Source organism: Rhizobium acaciae, from assembly GCF_025941625.1.
GTDB lineage: Bacteria > Pseudomonadota > Alphaproteobacteria > Rhizobiales > Rhizobiaceae > Rhizobium > Rhizobium acaciae.
The window spans coordinates 188211-208645 of record NZ_JAPCZO010000012.1; the positions used below are offsets into that span (position 1 = coordinate 188211).

A 20435-nucleotide genomic window follows, 5' to 3' on the forward strand; every position below is an offset into this window, starting at 1 on the left:
AACGCTTGTTCAGGCGGAGCGGCGGCGCTCCGCCTCGTGATCGGCGAACATGTCGGCGACGCATCTGCCGCCTGACGGAACGCCCTCGTCGTCGAGAACATCATCCCGGAACTCATTGAGCTTGCGGGTGCTATCCCACAGGCGGAGCGCTTCGCGGACGACCTCGCTGCTCGAGGCATAACCGCCATTATCGACGGCGGCGCGGATGCCCGCTGCCTGTTGCGGAGAGATGGAAACGGTGACCATCGGCATGAACTTCCTCCCTTTTCTGATCAGGCAGAACCCTGCCTCTGGGGGACGCATGACCATTTTTAGCATTCTCGGCGATCCCGCCGGTGCCTTGGTGCATTCGCACTCAGACCGTTCGCTTGCGCGGGACCGGCCTGTAACCCGTTAAGTCTAATCCCCTGTCCTAGTCTTGTCAAAAAAGAACGGGTCTTGTCAAAAAAAGAACGGCCGCTCTCCACAATCTCAACGGCGGATGCCGAGGCCGAAGGCGATCACAGTCGAGCCCTGGACGATAAGATCGGCCGCCAGGAACAGGCCGAGGATCCAGAGGCTGTTCACCGGCCAGCCGAGCGCGATGACGAAACCGGCAAGGGCGGTGATGACGCCGCTTGCAACGATCCAGCGCCAGCCCTTGACCGGCTTCATGCGCATGCCGACCCAGGTGCGGAAGACGCCGGCGATGACGAGGGCGAGCGAGAGAAACAGCGTCAGCGCCGCCGAAGTCAGGATCGGATTGACGAAGGCGCAGATGCCGGCAAGCACATAGAGCAGGCCGCTCAGCATCCAGAACAGCACATGATCCCAGCCGCGCACCTGGAAGGCGTGGACCAGATAGATCACGCCGCCGGCCAGCATCAGCATGCCGACATAATAGACCGAGACGACGGTGGCGAGCATCAGATTGCCGAGCGCGATCAGACCGCAGACGAGCAACAGCACGCCGAGGCCGACGAACCAGATCCATTTCGACTGCAGCGAAGATGTCGGCGTTCCCTCGAAGACATCGGCCATGACGCACCTCCTGTTGGATTCAACATATGCTGCAGCAATTTTTCAAGAAAAGATCTGCGCTAAATCAAATCGAGAAAGATTTTTATTGATTGATCAGTCAATCAAAAATACCTTGGCTCCGGTTCATAGGAGTTGGCGCGGTTTGCCGAAGGTCGGAATGGAGCGGGTGCGCCGCAAGGCGCTTGTCGATGCGGCGCTGCGGGTGATCGGCGATCACGGCTCGCTAACCGTCACCATGTCCGACATCGCCCGGCAGGCCGGCGTGTCACCAGCCCTGGCGCATCATTATTTCGGCAGCAAGGAGCAATTGCTGATCGAAACGATCCGCTCGCTTCTCCGACAGTTGCGCAGCGATACGGTGGCGGCACTCAAGGCCGCCAGGACGCCGCGCGCCCGGCTTTCGGCCGTCATCCGTGTCAGCTTCCACGCCGACCAGTTCGCGCCGGGCACGATTGCCGCCTGGCTTGCCTTTTACGCCGAAGCGCAGCGCTCGGAAGAGACGCGGCGCTTCCTGGTGATCTATGCGCGGCGGCTGCGCTCCAATCTGCTGGCCGATCTGAAAGTGCTGCTGCCGGCTGACGCCGCAGAACGCATCGCCGAAGGCGCTGCGGCGATGATCGACGGGCTCTATATCAGGCAAAGTCTGAAATCCGCGCCGATCGGTATTGAAGCCTCGATCGCGCTGACGGAAGATTATCTGAATGCGCTTTTGGCCACCGCCTCCCCCTCTCCCCGGAGCGAGAAGGGACGACCACATCGAACCACCCAAGGACAAATGACATGAAAGCCCAGCCGAAAGCCTCGCACTTCATCGACGGCGAATATGTCGAGGATACCGATGGCACCGTCATCGAGAGCCTTTATCCGGCGACCGGCGAGGTGATCGCCCGGCTGCATGCCGCAACGCCTGCGATCGTCGAACGGGCGATCGCCGCCGCCAAGCGCGCCCAGCCGGAATGGGCAGCGATGAGCCCGATTGCGCGCGGGCGCATCCTGAAGCGGGCTGCCGACATCATGCGCGAGAGAAACCGGGCGCTCTCCGAACTCGAGACGCTCGATACCGGCAAGCCGATCCAGGAGACTGTTGTCGCCGACCCAACCTCGGGTGCGGATGCCTTCGAATTCTTCGGCGGCATCGCGCCTGCCGGCCTCAACGGTTCGCATATCCCGCTCGGCCAGGATTTCGCCTATACCAAGCGGGTGGCGCTTGGCGTCTGCGTCGGCATCGGCGCCTGGAACTATCCGCAGCAGATCGCCTGCTGGAAAGCTGCGCCGGCGCTTGTCTGCGGCAATGCCATGGTGTTCAAGCCTTCCGAGAACACACCGCTCGGCGCGCTGAAGATTGCCGAGATCCTGCACGAAGCAGGACTGCCGAAGGGGCTCTTCAATGTGATCCAGGGCGACCGCGACACCGGGCCGCTGCTCGTCAACCATCCCGACGTCGCCAAGGTGTCGCTGACCGGCTCGGTGCCGACCGGCCGCAGGGTCGCAGCGGCTGCCGCCGGCAACCTCAAGCACGTGACGATGGAACTCGGCGGCAAGTCGCCGCTCATCGTCTTCGACGATGCCGATCTCGATTCGGCGGTCGGGGGCGCGATGCTCGGCAATTTCTATTCGACCGGCCAGGTCTGCTCGAACGGCACACGCGTCTTCGTGCAGAAGACGATCAAGGACGAATTCCTCAAGCGGCTGAAGGTCCGCACCGAGGCGATGCTGATCGGCGATCCGATGGACGAGGCGACGCAGGTCGGGCCGATGGTCTCCTGGGCGCAGCGCGAGAAGGTGATCTCCCATATCGAGAAGGGCAAGGCCGAGGGCGCAACACTCATTGCCGGCGGCGGCATTCCGAACAACGTCTCCGGCGAAGGCTATTATGTGCAGCCGACGGTGTTTGCCGATGTCACCGACGACATGACCATTGCCCGTGAGGAGATCTTCGGCCCTGTCATGTGCGTGCTCGATTTCGACGCCGAGGACGAGGTGATTGCGCGGGCCAATGCCAGCGAATTCGGCCTTTCCGGCGGCGTCTTCACCGCCGACCTCACCCGCGCCCACCGCGTCGTCGACCGGCTGGAAGCGGGCACGCTGTGGATCAACACCTATAATCTCTGCCCGGTGGAAATCCCCTTCGGCGGCTCGAAACAATCCGGCTTCGGCCGCGAGAATTCGCTGGCCGCGCTGGAGCATTATTCCGAGCTGAAGACGGTCTATGTCGGCATGGGGCCGGTGGTGGCGCCTTATTGAGACTGTGAAGACCCCTCCCCAACCCCTCCCCACAAGGGGGAGGGGCTAGCCTGCCGCTCACCCTCACTCCGAAATCAGCGCCACAAACGATGAGGTCGAAGGAGGGTAAAACCGGTGCCGCAAGTTAAGCCCCTCCCCCTTGTGGGGAGGGGTTTGGGGCGGGGTCTTCGAACCGTTGCAAAGAATCTAAGGGAACGTCATGCAACAAGCAGATTTCGTCATCATCGGCTCGGGCTCCGCCGGCTCCGCCCTCGCCTACCGTCTGTCGGAAGATGGCAAGAATAGCGTCATCGTCATCGAGGCGGGCGGCAGCGATTTTGGGCCGTTCATCCAGATGCCGGCAGCGCTTGCCTGGCCGATGAGCATGAAGCGCTATAATTGGGGTTATCTGTCCGAGCCGGAGGCGAACCTCAACAACCGGCGCATCACCGCGCCGCGCGGCAAGGTGATCGGCGGCTCCTCGTCGATCAACGGCATGGTCTATGTGCGCGGTCATGCCGAGGACTTCAACCGCTGGGAGGAGCTCGGCGCCAGCGGCTGGGCCTATGCCGACGTGCTTCCCTATTTCAAGCGGATGGAACATTCGCATGGTGGCGAAGAAGGCTGGCGCGGCACGGACGGCCCGCTGCATGTCCAGCGCGGCGGCTTCACCAATCCGCTCTTCCAGGCCTTCGTCGAGGCCGGCAAACAGGCCGGCTTCGAGACGACGGAGGATTATAACGGCAGCAAGCAGGAAGGCTTCGGGCTGATGGAGCAGACCATCTTCGGCGGCCGCCGCTGGTCTGCCGCCAACGCCTATCTGAGACCGGCGCTGAAGCGGGACAATGTCAGGATCGTCTACGGCCTGGCGCAGAGGATCGTGATCGAGGACGGGCGGGCGACCGGCGTCGAGATCGAACGCAACGGCAGGATCGAGGTGGTGAAGGCGAACCGCGAGGTGATAGTCTCGGCCTCCTCGTTCAATTCGCCGAAGCTGCTGATGCTCTCGGGTATCGGTCCGGGCCAACATCTGCAGGACATGGGCATTGCGGTGAAGGCCGACCGGCCGGGCGTCGGCGCCAATCTGCAGGACCATATGGAATTCTACTTCCAGCAGGTGAGCACCAAGCCGGTGTCGCTCTATTCCTGGCTGCCGTGGTTCTGGCAGGGGGTGGCGGGCGCGCAATGGCTGCTCTCGCGCGGCGGGCTCGGCGCCTCCAACCAGTTCGAAGCCTGCGCCTTCCTGCGCTCGGCACCCGGGCTGAAACAGCCTGACATCCAGTATCATTTCCTGCCCGTGGCGATCAGCTATGACGGCAAGGCGGCGGCGAAAAGCCACGGCTTCCAGGTTCATGTCGGCTATAACCTGTCGAAATCGCGCGGCAGCGTGAGCTTGCGCTCCGCCGACCCCAAGGCCGACCCGGTGCTGCGCTTCAACTATATGAGCCATGCGGAGGATTGGGAGAAATTCCGCCACTGCGTGCGCCTCACCCGCGAGATCTTCGGGCAGAGCGCCTTCAACGACTATCGCGGGCCGGAGATCCAGCCGGGCGAAGGCGTGCAAAGCGACGAGGAGATCGACGCCTTCCTGCGCGAACATCTGGAAAGCGCCTATCACCCCTGCGGCACCTGCCGGATGGGCGCCAAGGACGATCCGATGGCGGTGGTCGACCCGCAAACGCGGGTGATCGGCATCGATGGCTTGCGCGTCGCCGACAGCTCGATCTTCCCGCACGTCACCTATGGCAATTTGAACGGGCCCTCGATCATGACGGGAGAGAAGGCAGCCGACCATATTCTCGGCAAACAGCCGCTGGCGCGCTCGAACCAGGAACCCTGGGTCAATCCGCGCGCGGCCGTCAGCGACAGATAGTCAGTGGTAATCTTCTTCGCGCTGGTGACGGACGGCGAGGATAATGACGCTCGTTTCGCTCATCACTTTGAAAAGAATGACATATCCGGCAGAACCGAATGGTACGACGAGCTCGCGCAACAAAGGATCGTCCGCAGATGCGCGCCTGGCCATAAGCGGGAAATCCTGGAGTATCATCAGAGCTTTTTGGATGGCATTAAGGGCACGTTCCGCCAAATCCGGATCACGCTCGATCAGAAAATCGGCGAGCCGGTCCAGATCTTCATAGAAGGTCTGGGTGTACTTCAGCGCGAAAGTCATTTCTGCTGGGCAGCTTTACGGGCTTTCGCCTTTTCAAGCTTTTTGCGCACCAACGCCTGAATGTCGTCCGTTGTATAAAACACATCGGTCCGCTGCGCTTCCGCCAAGCCAGCCAGACCCCGTGCGATGAACTCCGCTTGGGTCCTTCTATAATCGATCTGGCGGCGAAGAGAGTCCTCTATCAGCGACGACAGGCTCTCGCCTTCTTTCAGAACGCTTTCGGCGGCAGCGCGCAATTCAGGATCCACGCGAAGGGACGGGAGAGATGCCGTTTTCATGACGTTCCTCATGCGTTGCAATTGCAATGCAATATGATGGATCATCGTGTTGTATTCAACTCCCCTCCACTTGACCCAATTCATATGCGCCGCGGTCGAGAAATCGGGAACGATCATATCAGAGAAATCCGATCCAGCGGCCGGCGAGCACAGCAGCGATCCAGATCGCGGCCGACAGGGCGGCGGAGAAGCGCAGGCCGGGCCGGACGATTCCTGATGAAACAGCCGTGTTCCAGCCTCGCCCGAGGTGCACGATCGACAGGTTGAGAAGGCCGAGCGCGATCAGGCAAAGCTTGGCGAGGAAAGCGGGATTGCCGGCATATTCGACCGCCCGGACGCTGAAAAGGCAGAAGCCGGTGACAATAGCCGCGGCAAGGCCGACGCCGGCGGCGCGCGACAGAAACGGCGCGACGATCTCAACCGGCACCCTGCGGAAGAAGCCGGCGAGCCTCAGATCGAGCGGCAGGATGGCGCCAACCAAAAGGCCGATCGCCAAGATATGGGCTGCGTTGACGAACATGTAGAGCGTTCCGGAGCGCCGGAGCGCGAGCGCAGGTGTCGTTGCCGACAGCCATTCGAGAATGTCGATCACAGCTCAGTTCGCCCAGAGGTCAGTTCGTCTTGATGCGGTCGGGATAGATATCGTAGCGCTTCTCGCCGATGGTGAGGCGCACGGCCTTCAGCCGCTTCTCTTTTGGATCCTGCGAACGGTTCCCAAGGACCATCACCTGGTCGCCAGGCTTGGCCACACCTTCGACGAAACCAGAGCGTTCCGTCTGGCGCGGATTGCCGAGTTCGACGAGCCAGACGCCGTCATCGACGGTGGCGACATCGAGCGTCGGATGCGGTCCGCCCATGGAGATCTTCTCGATGGTGCCGCGGAGTTCGATCTGATCCGCCTCGGCCCAGGACCAGCCGTGATGAGCGGCCGCGCCTGTCGCGAGGGCCGCCGAGAATATGGCCGCAGCCACGATCCGCTGTGCTGAAATTCCAAGCATGATATTCTCCCTACCAGCATGGGCAGGCAGGTGGAGCATCCCGACTGGAAGAAAAGGGATTTCACCAAATCTTGAAGCAAGAGGCGTCTCTGCCGGCAAGTGACTTCAGGTCATTCGGCAGGACGATATGCCTGGCCCACAGGTTCCGCGCCGAATTCTGCAATGGCAAAGGCGATGATGCTGCGCAAGCGCGGGGTCATGCGTCGATCACAGTGGTAGATGAGCGACATGGGCCGCTCACGCAGATGCCAATCCGGGAAGAGCCGGACGAGAAGGCCAGCCTGAGTATCCGACGTCAGGAGAATGGATGGCTGCATGATGACACCCAGCCCAGCCCGAGCGGCCATGCGGACAGCCTGACCGCTGTTGACGGTGATTGCCGTTTTAGGGACGACTTCGACCTCATCCTTGCCTTTCGACAGCTTCCATGGCGACCGTGCTGCCGGGGTAAAGCCGATGGGTGAAGCACAAATCATCATTCGATAGGGAGCGAGATGACGCGCGATGAGGCGGCTATCGGGCAACTCTCCAATGCGGATAGCAATGTCGAAACCTTCTTCGACGATATCGACATTGCGATCCGTCAAGGTAATATCCAGCGTCACGTCAGGGGCAAGCTTTCGATAACGATGCAAAGCCGGCATTAAAACCTCTGCCCCAAAAGTCGTCGGTGCCGTGATCCTCAATAGCCCTCGCGGTTTCGTCTGCGATGCCTCCGCGTCCTGATCCGTAATTGCTACGCGCTCCAGGATGTCCCTGCACTGCTCGACATAGCTCATGCCGAAATCGGTCAAGCTCTGGCGACGCGTGGTTCTGTTCAGAAGGCGCGTACCAAGCCGCTCTTCCAGTGCGGCCACGTGTTGCCCAACCATCGCCGGCGATATGCCGAGCTTTACCGATGCTGCGCTCATCGAGCCTTCCTGCACCGTCGTGACAAACACCTGCATGGAGCGAAAAAGGCCCATTCGATAATTCTGCTTTCAAATGAATACGCAATTTCTCCAATTATCATGAAATGTCGCTGGAATTACAACGGCCATGACGCAACTCATTTCAAGGAGCAAGACATGACGCAAACCCGATTCATCGGCAAAACGGTTCTCATTACAGGTGCTGGAACGGGTATGGGGCGGGCCGCTGCCCTTCGCCTGGTGGCCGAAGGTGCACAGATTGCCCTCGTCGGCCGCCGCCCCGATCCAATCCGTCAGCTGCTGTCGGAGATCGAGGCATCGGGCGGTGCGGCAATCGCGATTGCTTGCGATATTGCAGATAACGAAGCCGTCGCGGCGACTGTCGAGCAGACGATCGAACGCTTCGGACGCCTGGACGCCGTGTTTGCCAATGCCGGGGTTCTCGGCGAATTCAAGCCACTGGCGGTGACCGATGCGGATGATTTCGACGCGCTGATCGCCACCAACCTTCGAGGGACATTCTTCACGCTCAAGCACTGCCTGCCCTTTCTGAAAGGAGGCAGCATCCTCATCAACGCCTCGTGGACGGCAGGCGGCGTGATGCCGGGTGCGGGAGCCTACGCAAGCACGAAGGGGGCCTTGCTTGCCATGATGCGCACCTTCGCGGTGGAGCAAGGTCCTCGAAACATCCGGATCAATGCCATCAATCCAGGCATCATTCTGACCCCGATGGCAGATGATGTTATCGATCCGGTTTTTGCCGCACGCCTCGCCGCGCACACGCCTCTTGGGCGAAACGGGACATCGGAGGATGTTGCGGGGACCGTCGCCTGGCTGCTTTCCGAAGACGCCAACTTCGTCACCGGGCAAGAGATCACCGTTGATGGCGGCTATACGATAGGAGGTCTCCGGCCGTAGGGTCGAGACAATCGTCGTTTATTTGTTCCTGACGTAACCCTAAAGCTCAAGCCAGCAGTCGGGTGACTTCGGCGCTGTGCTTGGGGGCGATGGCGTCGGCGATGGTGGTGGAGAACAACACCTTGCGGGTGGCATCCGCCACCTTGGCGAAGACGTGGCGGATCTGGCAGTTCTGTTCGCCGTCGCAATCGTCGCACCGGCGGTAGGCGGTGATCGACAGGCACGGAAGCGGCGCGATCGGACCATCGATGATGCGCAGGATCTCCCCGAAGGTGATGGTGTGGGCGGGCTTGAGCAAAAGATAACCGCCCTGCTTGCCGCGACGGCTGGCGACGACGCCGTGATGCTTCAGGTCGAGCAGGATCTGTTCGAGGAACTTCTTCGGGATCTTCTGCTGGGCCGCGATGTCGGAAATCATCACCGGTTCGTCGGCATCGGCATCAGCCAGGACCGTGAGCGCCCGCAGCGCATATTTCGCCTTTTGCGTAATCATTTTTGACCATCGACACACACAGGCGGCGCGAATTTCCGCACCGCTACGGAAGTACTTTCACCTCTATGGCACAACCAGCATGAACGGAATTTGAACGCGCCAGAGAAAGCCTTGAGAGACAAGCGTTTTGGCCTTGTTTTTTGCTCTCGGCCAAGCGCGCTTAATCTATGCCAAAACCGCGCCTTCTGCACCATTTTCGGCATCACTTCAGATTTCGGATTGACAGGCTGCGTGTAACTCTACTATTTCTATAGACATTCGAGCTGCCGATGTGGATTTTCATCCGCAGGCGGCTGCTTTTCTGCATCGCGGCAGCTTCGGAGAGATATTTGCTCCTCCGGCCGCAGCTTTCGAAATCCCTTTTTCTGTCCGATCCATGCGTGAACTGCGATACTCCCGTCAACAAAGGACAGGATTCTCATGACTGCTATCAATGCGATTGCGGAAGAAGCGCCGATTGCGGAAGCCGAGGCGCTGAACGACAGACTGGCGGGTCTCGACCTTGCCGGACGTCTGTCGCTGGTCTCCGGCCTTGGTGGCCGCGTGGTGTTCACGACGTCACTCGGCATCGAGGACCAGGTGATCACCGCCGAGATCGGCACGCACCGCCTGCCGATCGATATCGCGACGCTGCAGACCGGCCGGCTGTTTGCCGAGACGCTGTCGCTGATCGAAGAGACCGAAAGCCAGTACGACATCCATATCCATCGCTTCGAGCCCGAGAAAGCCGATATCGACGCCTATGCGGCGCAATACGGCCTCAACGGTTTCTATGAGAGCGTCGAGGCCCGGCATGCCTGTTGCGGCGTGCGCAAGCTGAAGCCGCTTGCGCGTGCCCTCGAAGGTGCTGCGATCTGGGTCACCGGCCTGCGCCGCGGCCAATCGGCCAACCGTGCCGAAACGCCCTTTGCCGAATACGACGCCGAACGCCACCTGCTGAAGGTCAATCCGCTCGCCGACTGGGACCTGGAGGCGATCAAGGCCTTCGTTTCCGCAAACGGCGTGCCGGTCAATCCGTTGCACGCCCGCGGTTATCCCTCGATCGGCTGCGAGCCCTGCACCCGGGCGATCAAGCCAGGCGAGCCGGAACGCGCCGGCCGCTGGTGGTGGGAGCAGGACGAAACGCGCGAATGCGGCCTGCATGTCGCCGATGAGGCCGCAGCGATCGCCGCACAATAATCACCCCACGGCTTTCCCAATCAGGGCGCGGCGACCGCCGCAGCCTTAGGAAAACCAACATCAAGGAATTGCTTTGCGGGCACCCGCAAACGATCGACAGTCTGGAGTAACACATGCCCGATAGCCGTCCGGATACGGAACTCAGCAATCCGCAGAGCGCCAAGGCGCCGCTCGACCCGCATCTGAAAGCGCTGGAAAACGAATCCATCCACATCTTCCGCGAGGTTGCGGCCGAATTCGAGCGTCCCGTCATGCTCTATTCGATCGGCAAGGATTCCTCGGTGCTGCTGCATCTGGCGCGCAAGGCCTTTTATCCCGGCCGCGTCCCCTTCCCGCTGCTGCATGTGAACACCGGCTGGAAATTTTCCGAGATGATCGCCTTCCGCGACGAGACCGCGAAGAAGTACGATCTCGATCTGATCGAGCACATCAATCCGCGCGGCAAAGCCGAAAACATCACGCCGTTCACGCATGGATCGGCCGCCTTCACCGACATCATGAAGACCGAGGGGCTGCGCCAGGCGCTCGATGCCGGCCAGTTCGATGCGGCTTTCGGCGGCGCACGGCGCGATGAGGAAGCCAGCCGCGCCAAGGAGCGGATCTATTCCTTCCGCACGCCCGATCATCGCTGGGATCCACGCAACCAGCGGCCGGAACTCTGGAACATCTATAACGGCATGATCCGCAAGGGCGAGAGCGTGCGCGCCTTCCCGCTGTCGAACTGGACGGAGGTCGATATCTGGCGCTACATCCAGGCCGAGGACATTCCGCTGGTGCCGCTTTACTACGCCAAGAAGCGGCCTTTCGTGGAGCGCGACGGCATGATGATCCTGGCCGAGGATCCGCGCCTCGAACTGCTGCCCGGCGAAGTCCGCCAGGAAGGCATGATCCGCTTCCGCACCCTCGGCGACTTCCCGCTGACCGGCGCCATCCGCTCACAGGCCACCACCCTCGAAGAGGTGATTGCCGAACTCGAAATTGCAACGGTGTCCGAACGGCAGGGCCGCGCCATCGATCGCGACCAGTCCGGCTCCATGGAAAAAAAGAAGCGTGAAGGATATTTCTGAGATGACCGCAGCCCAAACCGCCGTCTCGGCCGCAACCGTCGTCAACCTGCCCGCCGCCGAGCCGCTCAAGGCCCTGCGCGATACCAGGCCGCTGCGCCTCATCACCTGCGGCAGCGTCGATGACGGCAAATCGACCCTGATCGGCCGCCTGCTCTGGGACACCAAGGCGGTCAAGGAAGACCAGGCCGCCACGCTGCAGCGCGATTCCACCGGCAAGCAGAACGATCTCGGCCTGCCCGACTTCGCGCTGTTGCTCGACGGTCTGCAGGCCGAGCGCGAACAGGGCATCACCATCGATGTCGCCTATCGCTATTTCTCGACCGACAAGCGCTCCTTCATCGTCGCCGACACGCCCGGCCACGAGCAATATACCCGCAACATGGCGACCGGCGCCTCGACCGCCGATCTCGCCATCCTGCTGATCGACGCGCGCTTCGGCATTCTGGAGCAGACCCGCCGTCACGCGACGATCGCCTCGCTGCTCGGCATCAAACAGTTCGTGCTTGCCGTCAACAAGATCGACCTGACGGGCTATGACCGCGCCGGCTTCGACAAGATCAGCCATGACTTCCGGGAATTTGCCCTGTCGCTCGGCGTCAAGCAGATCACCGCCATTCCGATGTCGGCGCTGAAGGGCGAAAACGTCGTCTATTCCGGCCAGGCCGCCATGCCCTGGTATACCGGCCCGACGCTGGTGGAAACGCTGGAGCTTGCCACGGTGCGCTCGTCGCAGACGGTCGGCTTCCGCCTTTCGGTGCAGCGCGTCTCGCGTCCCGGCGAAAGCTTCCGCGGCTATCAGGGCACGGTTGCCGGCGGCTCGGTCAAGCCGGGCGACAGCGTCATGATCCTGCCGTCGGGCATGGTCGCCAACGTCTCGAAGATCGTCACCTTCGATCTCGTCCGCAACGCCGCCGTTGCCGGCGACGCGATCACCTTGGTGCTCGACCGCCAGGTGGATGTGGCGCGCGGCGACATGATCGTCTCGATCGACGCCCAGCCGCAGGTCGGCCTTGCCTTCGACGCGCAGATCGTCGCGCTGCAGCCCGAGGGTATCGAGCCCGGCAAACGCTATTGGCTGAAGAGCGGCAGCCGCCGCCAGCGCGTGCAGGTACAGCCGCTCAGCCAGCTGGAACTGAAGACCGGCACCTGGAACGCCGCCCAGCGGCTCTACATGAACGCCATCGGCAAAGTCCGGCTCGTCTTCGACGAAGCGGCGATCTTCGACCCCTATGAGCAGAACCGGCTTTCCGGCTCCTTCATCCTGATTGATCCGGAGACCAACAATACGGTTGCCGGCGGCATGGTGACCGGCAAGCGCACGGAACTCGGCGGCCTGCACAATGGCGAAGCCCGCGTCATCCTCTCGCTTCCGGCCGATCTTGCCGAGCAGATCATGGCAAGCGAACTCTTCGCCAGCCGCAGCCATGAGGCCGAGGTACGGCGCATGACGGCCGCCGAAGCGGCCGATCTCTGGTCGAGCGCTGCAAGCGATATCTGACAAGGGATAAGGGATAAGGGGCCAGCAAGACTGGCCCCCTCACCGCAGCCGAACCCGCTGGCTGGCGGATTCCCTGTCGGCCTCTACGGCCGCTAAAAAATCAGAGTTTGCAGAAAACGGACTTTTTCAATTCACGATTCGCTGTTTACCGCTTGCCCGCGGGCCAATGTGGGGCCATTCTTAGATCGGATCCTGGCGGTGCGGCAAGACGAGAGGTCAGGCTTCACAACGCTCAATCTCGACCTCGAAGCAATTGACGTGGCGCCTTTTCTCGACTGATCCCCGAGCGAGGAGGTTGTCCATGTCCACGCGCTATGTCGACCATCCGCTACAACCGGGCGACCGGGTTCCGAACGTTGTGTTTGATGCGATCTCAAGCGAGGGGAAGATCGCACTTGACGATTTTCGTGGCCGCAGCCCATTGTTGATCGGTTTGTTTCGAGGCCTGCATTGTCCGTTCTGCCGGCGCCATGTCGCGGCCATGGCATATCTCAACCCGATGCTGCGTGAGAAAGGCGTCCAATCCCTGGCGGTGGTAAATACCCCGGTCGAACGCGCGCGGCTCTATTTCCGTTACCATCCGATACCCGATCTTCTTGCTGCTTCCGACCCGGTACGGGCTTCGCACCAAGCTTTCGGCTTGCGCGAGGTCGGGATCGACACGGCCATGGCGATACGGATCAATCTTCCGGGCGAGTTGCCCGAGCCTATGAGCGTGATGGCAATGGACGAATTTCTCAACGAGAAGGAAGGATATCAGATTACGGAAGCCGATCAGCAGATGATGACTGCCGACCACGGGCAGCTTGTCGGTCAGTTCCTAATCGACCGGGAGGGCATCGTACGCTGGAGCTTCACTGAAGTTCTGGAGGCCGGGCTCCAGACATTCCAGGCACCAAATTCCGAGGAATTGATGTCGGTCGCTTCCCAAGTCGTGCATTGACAACGAAAAACTCGCTCGACGACCCACCGCCCGGGTGGTGCTCGGTGGGTTGAAGCATCGTTCGAGATGCTCATGGGTTCGCTCTTTACCGCTTGCTTGCTGGAGACTGCACTCCGCCCTTGGCTATAGATCGCCAGTGGAATTTGAAATCCAGCTTGCCGCAAAGAACCGATCAGAACCTGAGACCGTGCGATGAGGTCTCCGCATCTGCTTGCGGCGGCCTGAAGCCGTCAGATGGCTTTCTCTAGACTTCAGCATTTCTGCGATCTACATTCGAGCTTCTGTGAGCCTGAAATTATATCAGATCTCAGCCCCTTCGCATCGCCCACCCTCACCATTTGCGATTCGGGCCTGCGCTTCACCCCCCATTCAACGTAATTTCACCGCGCAAGCGGGAGGAGTTTCCATGGCCAATGCCCAATGCGCCTGCGGCGCTCTGAGACTGATGCTCAGCGAGCCACCACAATTGACAGCTCTCTGCCACTGTTTGGCCTGCCAGCGCAGAACGGGTTCGCCGTTCAGCGCAAATGCTTTCTACTCGATGGGCTGCGTCGAAATATCTGGAACCTCTACAGAATTCATTCGCACTGCCGAGAGCGGTCGCAAGGTCCGAATGCATTTTTGCCCGACGTGCGGCTCGACCGTCTATTGGAAGGCCGATGCTGCGCCGTCCTGGATCGGTGTGGCGGTCGGTTCCCTTGCCAACCCGGTCTTCGCGCCACCAACCATGTCAGTCTTCGAACAGTCGAAACATAAGTGGGTGCAGCTTGCCGAAACGGTAGAACACTTTCAAAGCCTTCCAATCCTTCAAGAATGAATCGACGCCGGAAGGCCAGCAGTGGTGAGCGCACCGAACTTCGGCTTTTCCGCCTGAAGCGGACTTTGGATCAACGGCAGCGAAGCTCTTTCGCCGCCTGCTTGCTAGACAACCATTTCGCTGAGATCGCGAATAAGCCCGCCGGGGCCGTCCTCGGCTGCAACGTCTACGCCAATCTTCGTGAGCCAGCACCACATGCTGACCCGATGGAAGAGAGTGTAGAGCCGAAGCGCCCTTTCGGTGTCCGGGTGATCGACCGAGCCGTAACCTTCCAAAATGGGCTGATAGCTGCGGGAGTCTTCATGTGCAGAGCAGAAAAGGGCCTTGGCCAAGTCGAAGAGCTTATCGGCAGCGCGTGCGTTTCCAAAATCGACAAGCCCACTCAATTCAAGTCCGCCAGCCTTGCCACGCAACGCTAACACGTTGCCTTGATGAAGATCGTCGTGGGCGAGAACCGCACCGTCGCTTGCGTCGAAAATATCGAAGCTGCCCTCGGCAAATTGTTGCAGACGACCTGCCAGCTCGGGATCGCCACCAAGCTCGCGAAACCGCCGAAACACATCGTCAAACGCTGCCGTCATGTAATCTGCGTTCGTGGGTAGCGGTTTGTCGATGCCGTGGCCACGCACGTAGCCATACCCAGGCATCGGTACCGCATGAATGCGTCTCAGAAGCTCCCCCATCTGGCGATAGACGTTTTTGATATCAGGCTCGGCCATCCAGTGACGAAGTGAGCGGCCCGGCAGGTGCGTCAACAAGGAATAGCGTAGCGGCAAAAGGGACCGCGATTCATCGACGCGCAGCCAGGTGGGAACCGGCAGCGTCAAATCTTTGAGCCAGCCCGCGACGAGCGCCTCCTTAGACGGTCCCCACTCGGGCTCGTCCGGATAAATCTTGAGAACCAGCGACCCATAATCGGAATTCGCAAGATCAATCCTGTAGACCTCCGTGCTGCCGCCCTCCAGCCGGGAGAAACCGCTGATGGTGAGATCGGGCTCAAGGTATTGGATGATCCGCGAAATCGCTTTAGCGTCCAGTTCTAAAGTCATCCTTCATCTCGGTGCCATTGCGTGGAGCCCTGTTATCTGGCGTCTTTACCACCGCGCGCCTACTTCCCGAGAGCGTTTTTCAGCGCATCGACGACGACGCGGACAGAGGGGACGTCTTTGATGTCAGAATGGACAACCAGCCAGACCTCTCTTGTCAAAGGCCGTTCGGTCTCGATGCGCTGGAGACCGCTGGACTCCAGGACGGCGAAATCGGGGAGCATGACGACACCGGCGCCCAGCCTTGCGGTTGCGGCCTGAAACTCCAGGACGGACGACCGCACCGCGATCGGCCGGCCGGCGGCCAGTTCGATCAGCTGCAGTTGCTGCGGTGAGGTGTTCATGGTTTCGTCGTAACCGATGAAGGTCCACTCCGACGGGGAAACCGTTTCGAGATAGGTCTTCGATGCATAGAGATGGAAGCTTGTCTCGCCGAGCTTGACGATAGAGTAATCGCCGTCCTCCGGACGCGACATTCGCACGGCGATATCCGCCTCTCGTCTGTTCAGGGAGGCGAGGCGCTTTTCTCCAACAAGCGTGATCTCAACACCCGGATGGTCCCGTCTGAGGGCGGCGATCGGTTTTGCCAGGAGCACGCTTGAGAGAGCGGGAGGCGCGCTGATCCTGACATGGCCACGCAATTCCGTGGCGCTGCTGCGGCCAAGCTGCTCGATTGCCGCGGTCTGCACTGCCACAAGAGCTGCGTGCCTGGCAACCTGCTCTCCGTCCGAGGTCAAAACGATGCGCCGTCCGCGGCGGTCTACGAGCTTGCGTCCGAGACTGGCTTCAAGCGATGAAACGCGCCGGCTGATCGTCGCGTGTTCGACGCCGAGCTGCTTTGCGGCCCCAAGCAAGGTTCCCGACTGCGCGAGCGCCAGGAAATGCCGAAGGTCGTCCCAGTCGATATTTGTGAATTCTCTCCCAATCATTGTGAAGCAATAGGGAATTTTCACACATCACGCCATCGCCTAATTTGTGCCCATGAAGGAGCACGAGAGATGACCGACCAAATCATATGGCTGAATGCCCCAGGTGACGTCACCCAGTTCCATGTCGAGGAGCATCACCATTCAGAACCTCCCTGTCATGGCGAGATAAAAATCCGTCATCAGGCGATCGGAACCAACTTTCTCGACGTCTATCACCGAAAGGACCTCTACCCCATGCCGTCCTACCCCTCGGTGATCGGCGCCGAGGCGGCGGGCATCGTCGAGGATGTCGGTCCTGGCGTCTCCCTGTTCCAAAAAGGTGACCGCGTCGCCTATGCCGGGCCTCCGGTTGGCGCCTATCGCTCCACCAGGAATATTGCCGCCGAAAGGGCGATCAAGCTTCCGGATGCCGTTTCGGCGAAAACGGCAGCGAGTTCGCTGCTCAAAGGTATGACCGCCTACATGCTGTTGAAAAAGACCTATGATGTGCGCGCAGGAACTCAGGTTCTGATCCATGCGGCCGCGGGCGGGCTTGGGAGTATCCTTGTTCGTTGGGCCAGATCGCTCGATGCCACCGTGATCGGGACGGTCGGCTCTTCCGAAAAGGCCGCACTCGCCGCATCTTATGGAGCCGACCACCTTATCGTTGGACGAGGCGCCGATATCGTCGCGGAGGTGAAACGGCTGACGAACGGGCTTGGTGTCGACGTCGCCTATGACGGGATCGGCGGCGACACGCTTCTCAAGAGCATACGCTCTGTCCGCCCATTCGGCATGGCTTTCACCATCGGTCAGGCCGCCGGTGCTATTCCACCGGTGCCCGTCGAGGAACTTCGCCCGGGCAAGGCACTCTGCCATCCGAGCATCATGGCCTGGTGCGCTGACATCGGACAATATCGCGAGGCTGCTCTGGCTGCAGTCGGGGCGATGGAAACAGGGATCGTTTCGCAGATCGGCGCCGAATATCGTTTGGCCGAGGTTGCCAAGGCTCACGAAGAGATGGAATCCGGACGCTCGGCGGGCAGTATCCTGCTGATCCCTTGATGAGCCAGAGAAACAGCGCCGGCAGAGTCCATGGATCGCTGTCGGCGCCTTTCAGTCCTCGGTGCGGGTTTCGACGCGATTGGCCGGCGCCATTTATCCGAAAAATGGCATTATGTTATGTATTTCAGATATCTATAGCCGTAGAACCTGTTGCGATAAGGTGCCCGCCATTGAGGTGGGCTCTCGGCACAGACCGACCGTCCTCCCCGCAAAATGACGCCTGGCACCGCAGTCGGCGTCAATGACAGGGAAAGGTTCAAAGCTCTATGTCTGCACATGAAAAGCCACTGATCGCGATTGCCGGTGCAACGAGCAAACAGGGGCGCAGCGTCGCTGCGGCGCTCCTTCAGAGCCAACGTTTCCGGGTGCGAGCTTTCACCCGGAAAAAGGATTCGCCTGAAGCTTTGCATCTGGAGAAACGCGGCGCTGAAATCGTAGCCGTCCCTCTTGAGCTTGGCCGTCAGAAAGACCTCGTTGCTGCCTTCAAAGGCGCGGACGGTGCATTTCTGATGACGCCGCCGATCGCCCCGCCGGAGACAATCGAGGCCCCTCTCGGCCGGCAACTGGCGGATGCCGCCGTTGAGGCCGGCGTCGGGCATATTGTTTTCAGCACTCTTGAGAATGTCGACAAGATCACCAGCGGCACGAAGTATGCGCCGCATTTTACCGACAAAGCGCGCGTTGCAGACTATATTCGCGGTCTGCCGATCTCTCACTCCTTCGTCATGCTGGCATTCTTCTACACCAATCTTCTCGAATATTATGTGCCGCGCATGGAGGGCGATACGCTGCTCCTGCCGGTCTATCTTCCTGAAGATTTTCGAGCGCCTTTTGTCGATCCGCTGACGGCGACCGGGCCGGTCGTGCTTGAAATTTTCTCAAACCCCGAGCGCTACAACGGCAAAACGCTGCCGATCGTCGGCGACATCCTTTCTCCGCGCGAGATGGTCGAAACCTTTCAGCGCGTAACCGGGCTCAAGGCCGCGTATCGAAACGCTTTCACCCGGGATGGCCTGCTGCACTATTTTCCAGAGTTTGCCGCCAACGAACTTCTCGTTCGAGAGCTTCTGGGGATGGTCGAATATGCTGTCGACTATGGCTATTTCGGCAAGGAGCGCGATCTTGAATGGAGCCTTCGCCTGAACCCCGACACACTCAACTGGGAACAATATCTGCGAACGACGGGATGGCGTGGCGATAAGCGGTCCTTCGGACTCTAAATCATGACGGCCGGATTCCCGGCAATTTGGAAATCTCGGCGGCAAGAAAGTCGACGAGAAGCCGAACGCGGGCAATGGCGGCACGCTCTGGAACGATCAGCAAGCTCACCGGAACCGGTAAAGGACGATAGTCGCCAAGCACGACCTCGAGCTGGCCGTCGTCCAGAAGATCGTGGACCAACCAGAGGTGTGCGGGACCAATGCCGCGTCCGGCGGCAAAGGCTTCGCGCGCCGCAAGCCCGTGATCGACGCGCAACTTGCCACCGACGGGAATCATCAGGCTTGTGCCATCGGGAGAGGAAAGAACGAGCTGATCGCTTCCCGCCACATTGGACATCACGACGGTTTCGTAGCGTGACAGATCGGCTGGGCGCTCCGGCCGTCCGTGGACGGAAAAATAGGTCGGTGCGCCCACCAGCAGCCGATGGCTCTCTCCGAGCGCATGAAGTTTCATCGCGCTGTCGGCGAGAGGCCCAAGACGGAGTGCCACGTCGACGCCTTCGCGAACCAGGTCGATACGCTCGTCCGTCAGGTTGATGTCGACCCGGATGTCCGGATGCTTGTCCTGGAAATCAAAGATCAGGCGCGTGATGTGCATCACGCCGAGCGCTGCCGTACAGGAAAGCCGAACAGCGCCCGCGGGGGCCTGACGGGCATCTCTCGCTTCTTCGGCAGCCTGTTCGACCAGCCGTAATATCTGAAGGCAGTTGGTATAATAGCGGCTACCTTCGTCCGTCAGTGTTACGCGGCGCGTGGTGCGGCTGAGAAGCGGGACGCCGACAGCCTCCTCAAGTTCATTGAGGTGCCGCGTCACGGTGGATTGACCGATACCCAACTCTCTTGCGACCATCGACAGGTTGCCGCGTTCGGCGACGCGGACAAAGGTGCGCATTCTGTCGAGAGACAGTCCCGTATTATCCATTTTTCAGCACAGTGATCATCATTCCCTCGGTATAGGGAATAATCTGGGCTGTGCCTAGTTCGAGCAGATCGGCCGGATTGATCCGGCCGATCGCTGTTCATGCGAATTTGACGAGGTTGAGGACGGGCAACGGCCCGCCGGGGAATTGCGCGAGCTTGCCGCCGATCGAAATCGGCCCGAGATCGATGCCGGCAAAGCCCAGTCTGGAGATCAGCGCCCCCACCTCGGCCTTCGATTGGGCATCGTCGCCGGAATAGAAGAGCACGCGGCTGCCGCCCTCGGCGCGGGGATCGGCTGAAACCAGATGCGCCAGAAGATGGTTGAATGCCTTCACGACGCGAGCGCCGGGCACCAGGCTCGCGAAGACTTCCGTCGACAGGCGGCCATTCAGCTCGGCCGGTTTGAACAGCGGTCCTTCGATCGGATTGTTGGCGTCAATCACGATGCGGCCCGCCCAATCGGGAAGGCCCGCTAATGCCTTGGGAAGCTTCGACCAGGGCACGGCGACAAGGACGAGGTCGGCTTTCGCCGCCTGTTCGATCGTCCCCGCCGTAATGTGCGGCGACAGCTCCTCGGTCAGATCACGCAATGTGTCAGGGCCGCGACTGTTTGAGATCGTGGCAGCGATGCCGTTGCGGGCAAGGGCTCGGGCGAAGGCGGAGCCGATCTTGCCGGCGCCAATGATACCGATGGTCATTGCGATAACTCCATTGTTTGGTTTCGATGGAGCGAATATCGCCTCGTTATTCCCTTGTG

General features: G+C 60.6%; 23 protein-coding genes. 11 read left to right on the forward strand and 12 right to left on the reverse strand.

Features of this window, described 5'->3' with window-relative positions; all coding sequences use genetic code 11:
* Positions 1-9 precede the first annotated feature (9 nt).
* Both OLZ32_RS20260 and OLZ32_RS20265 read right to left on the reverse strand, forming a co-directional pair.
* The gene (locus tag OLZ32_RS20260; protein WP_003546415.1) at positions 10-252 is read right to left on the reverse strand and encodes a ribbon-helix-helix domain-containing protein; all 243 of its coding nucleotides are present in this window, start codon (positions 250-252) and stop codon (positions 10-12) included.
* A gap of 219 nt (positions 253-471) precedes the next feature.
* Positions 472-1020 (reverse strand): HdeD family acid-resistance protein, encoded by a 549-nt coding sequence (locus OLZ32_RS20265; protein ID WP_018068794.1) that lies wholly within the window; start codon positions 1018-1020, stop codon positions 472-474.
* A gap of 157 nt (positions 1021-1177) precedes the next feature.
* On the opposite strand from OLZ32_RS20265, the gene betI reads away from it, so the two are divergent.
* The 3 genes from betI (at position 1178) to betA (ending at position 5116) form a co-directional block, all read left to right on the forward strand.
* Positions 1178-1804, forward strand: coding sequence for a transcriptional regulator BetI (gene betI / locus OLZ32_RS20270; protein WP_264422373.1), 627 nt, complete (start codon positions 1178-1180; stop codon positions 1802-1804).
* Entirely contained in the window at positions 1801-3264 is a 1464-nt protein-coding gene (betB, locus tag OLZ32_RS20275) for a betaine-aldehyde dehydrogenase (RefSeq protein ID WP_264422298.1), read from the forward strand. Before betI ends, betB begins: the two co-directional genes overlap by 4 nt.
* Positions 3265-3463: 199 nt before the next feature.
* A complete protein-coding gene (betA, locus tag OLZ32_RS20280; protein ID WP_264422300.1) occupies positions 3464-5116 on the forward strand; it encodes a choline dehydrogenase in 1653 nt (550 codons plus the stop codon).
* On the opposite strand, the gene OLZ32_RS20285 is transcribed toward betA, so the two are convergent.
* The 5 genes from OLZ32_RS20285 to OLZ32_RS20305 form a co-directional block, all read right to left on the reverse strand.
* Entirely contained in the window at positions 5117-5416 is a 300-nt protein-coding gene (locus OLZ32_RS20285; RefSeq protein WP_264422303.1) for a type II toxin-antitoxin system RelE/ParE family toxin, read from the reverse strand. It lies immediately after the preceding gene.
* Entirely contained in the window at positions 5413-5694 is a 282-nt protein-coding gene (locus tag OLZ32_RS20290) for a YlcI/YnfO family protein (RefSeq protein WP_264422376.1), read from the reverse strand. Before OLZ32_RS20290 ends, OLZ32_RS20285 begins: the two co-directional genes overlap by 4 nt.
* A 118-nt stretch (positions 5695-5812) precedes the next feature.
* Positions 5813-6286 carry a DUF6644 family protein gene (locus OLZ32_RS20295; RefSeq protein WP_264422305.1) on the reverse strand — a complete coding sequence of 158 codons (474 nt, stop codon included), beginning with the start codon at positions 6284-6286 and terminating at the stop codon, positions 5813-5815.
* A gap of 19 nt (positions 6287-6305) precedes the next feature.
* A complete protein-coding gene (locus OLZ32_RS20300) occupies positions 6306-6692 on the reverse strand; it encodes a DUF6152 family protein (protein WP_003546403.1) in 387 nt (128 codons plus the stop codon).
* 110 nt (positions 6693-6802) lie between these two features.
* Positions 6803-7657: a LysR family transcriptional regulator gene (locus OLZ32_RS20305; protein ID WP_319641123.1), complete on the reverse strand. Its 855-nt coding sequence runs from the start codon at positions 7655-7657 to the stop codon at positions 6803-6805.
* Positions 7658-7759: 102 nt separating this feature from the next.
* Here OLZ32_RS20305 and OLZ32_RS20310 point away from each other — a divergent pair, with 102 nt between their 5' ends.
* A complete protein-coding gene (locus OLZ32_RS20310) occupies positions 7760-8521 on the forward strand; it encodes an SDR family NAD(P)-dependent oxidoreductase (RefSeq protein ID WP_003546401.1) in 762 nt (253 codons plus the stop codon).
* Positions 8522-8567: 46 nt separating this feature from the next.
* On the opposite strand, the gene OLZ32_RS20315 is transcribed toward OLZ32_RS20310, so the two are convergent.
* Positions 8568-9014, reverse strand: a complete 447-nt coding sequence (locus OLZ32_RS20315) for an RrF2 family transcriptional regulator (protein ID WP_003546399.1) — start codon at positions 9012-9014, stop codon at positions 8568-8570.
* Between the two features lie 420 nt (positions 9015-9434).
* Between OLZ32_RS20315 and OLZ32_RS20320 the strand changes: the two genes are divergently transcribed.
* The 5 genes from OLZ32_RS20320 to OLZ32_RS20340 all read left to right on the forward strand — a co-directional run bounded on the left by OLZ32_RS20320 (position 9435) and on the right by OLZ32_RS20340 (position 14518).
* Positions 9435-10193 (forward strand): phosphoadenylyl-sulfate reductase, encoded by a 759-nt coding sequence (locus OLZ32_RS20320; RefSeq protein ID WP_264422310.1) that lies wholly within the window; start codon positions 9435-9437, stop codon positions 10191-10193.
* Positions 10194-10306: 113 nt separating this feature from the next.
* Entirely contained in the window at positions 10307-11260 is a 954-nt protein-coding gene (gene cysD / locus OLZ32_RS20325; RefSeq protein WP_003546395.1) for a sulfate adenylyltransferase subunit CysD, read from the forward strand.
* Between the two features lies 1 nt (position 11261).
* Positions 11262-12758, forward strand: a complete 1497-nt coding sequence (gene cysN, locus OLZ32_RS20330) for a sulfate adenylyltransferase subunit CysN (protein ID WP_017990729.1) — start codon at positions 11262-11264, stop codon at positions 12756-12758.
* A gap of 301 nt (positions 12759-13059) precedes the next feature.
* Positions 13060-13701, forward strand: coding sequence for a peroxiredoxin-like family protein (locus tag OLZ32_RS20335; RefSeq protein WP_264422312.1), 642 nt, complete (start codon positions 13060-13062; stop codon positions 13699-13701).
* 406 nt (positions 13702-14107) lie between these two features.
* On the forward strand, positions 14108-14518 hold the full coding sequence (locus tag OLZ32_RS20340) for a GFA family protein (protein ID WP_264422314.1): 411 nt from the start codon (positions 14108-14110) through the stop codon (positions 14516-14518).
* Positions 14519-14622: 104 nt separating this feature from the next.
* Here the strand turns inward: OLZ32_RS20340 and OLZ32_RS20345 are convergent, their stop codons facing one another.
* Both OLZ32_RS20345 and OLZ32_RS20350 read right to left on the reverse strand, forming a co-directional pair.
* Positions 14623-15567, reverse strand: coding sequence for a phosphotransferase family protein (locus OLZ32_RS20345; protein ID WP_264422317.1), 945 nt, complete (start codon positions 15565-15567; stop codon positions 14623-14625).
* A gap of 59 nt (positions 15568-15626) precedes the next feature.
* Complete coding sequence (locus OLZ32_RS20350; protein ID WP_264422319.1) at positions 15627-16493, reverse strand: LysR family transcriptional regulator; 867 nt, start codon at positions 16491-16493, stop codon at positions 15627-15629.
* A gap of 69 nt (positions 16494-16562) precedes the next feature.
* Here OLZ32_RS20350 and OLZ32_RS20355 point away from each other — a divergent pair, with 69 nt between their 5' ends.
* Positions 16563-17537, forward strand: coding sequence for a quinone oxidoreductase family protein (locus tag OLZ32_RS20355; RefSeq protein WP_264422321.1), 975 nt, complete (start codon positions 16563-16565; stop codon positions 17535-17537).
* Positions 17538-17803: 266 nt separating this feature from the next.
* Positions 17804-18757, forward strand: a complete 954-nt coding sequence (locus tag OLZ32_RS20360) for an NmrA/HSCARG family protein (protein WP_264422323.1) — start codon at positions 17804-17806, stop codon at positions 18755-18757.
* A gap of 1 nt (position 18758) precedes the next feature.
* Here the strand turns inward: OLZ32_RS20360 and OLZ32_RS20365 are convergent, their stop codons facing one another.
* Positions 18759-19679, reverse strand: coding sequence for a LysR family transcriptional regulator (locus tag OLZ32_RS20365; RefSeq protein ID WP_264422325.1), 921 nt, complete (start codon positions 19677-19679; stop codon positions 18759-18761).
* Between the two features lie 97 nt (positions 19680-19776).
* Positions 19777-20376: an NADPH-dependent F420 reductase gene (locus tag OLZ32_RS20370; RefSeq protein ID WP_003546380.1), complete on the reverse strand. Its 600-nt coding sequence runs from the start codon at positions 20374-20376 to the stop codon at positions 19777-19779.
* Between the last annotated feature and the right edge of the window lie 59 nt (positions 20377-20435).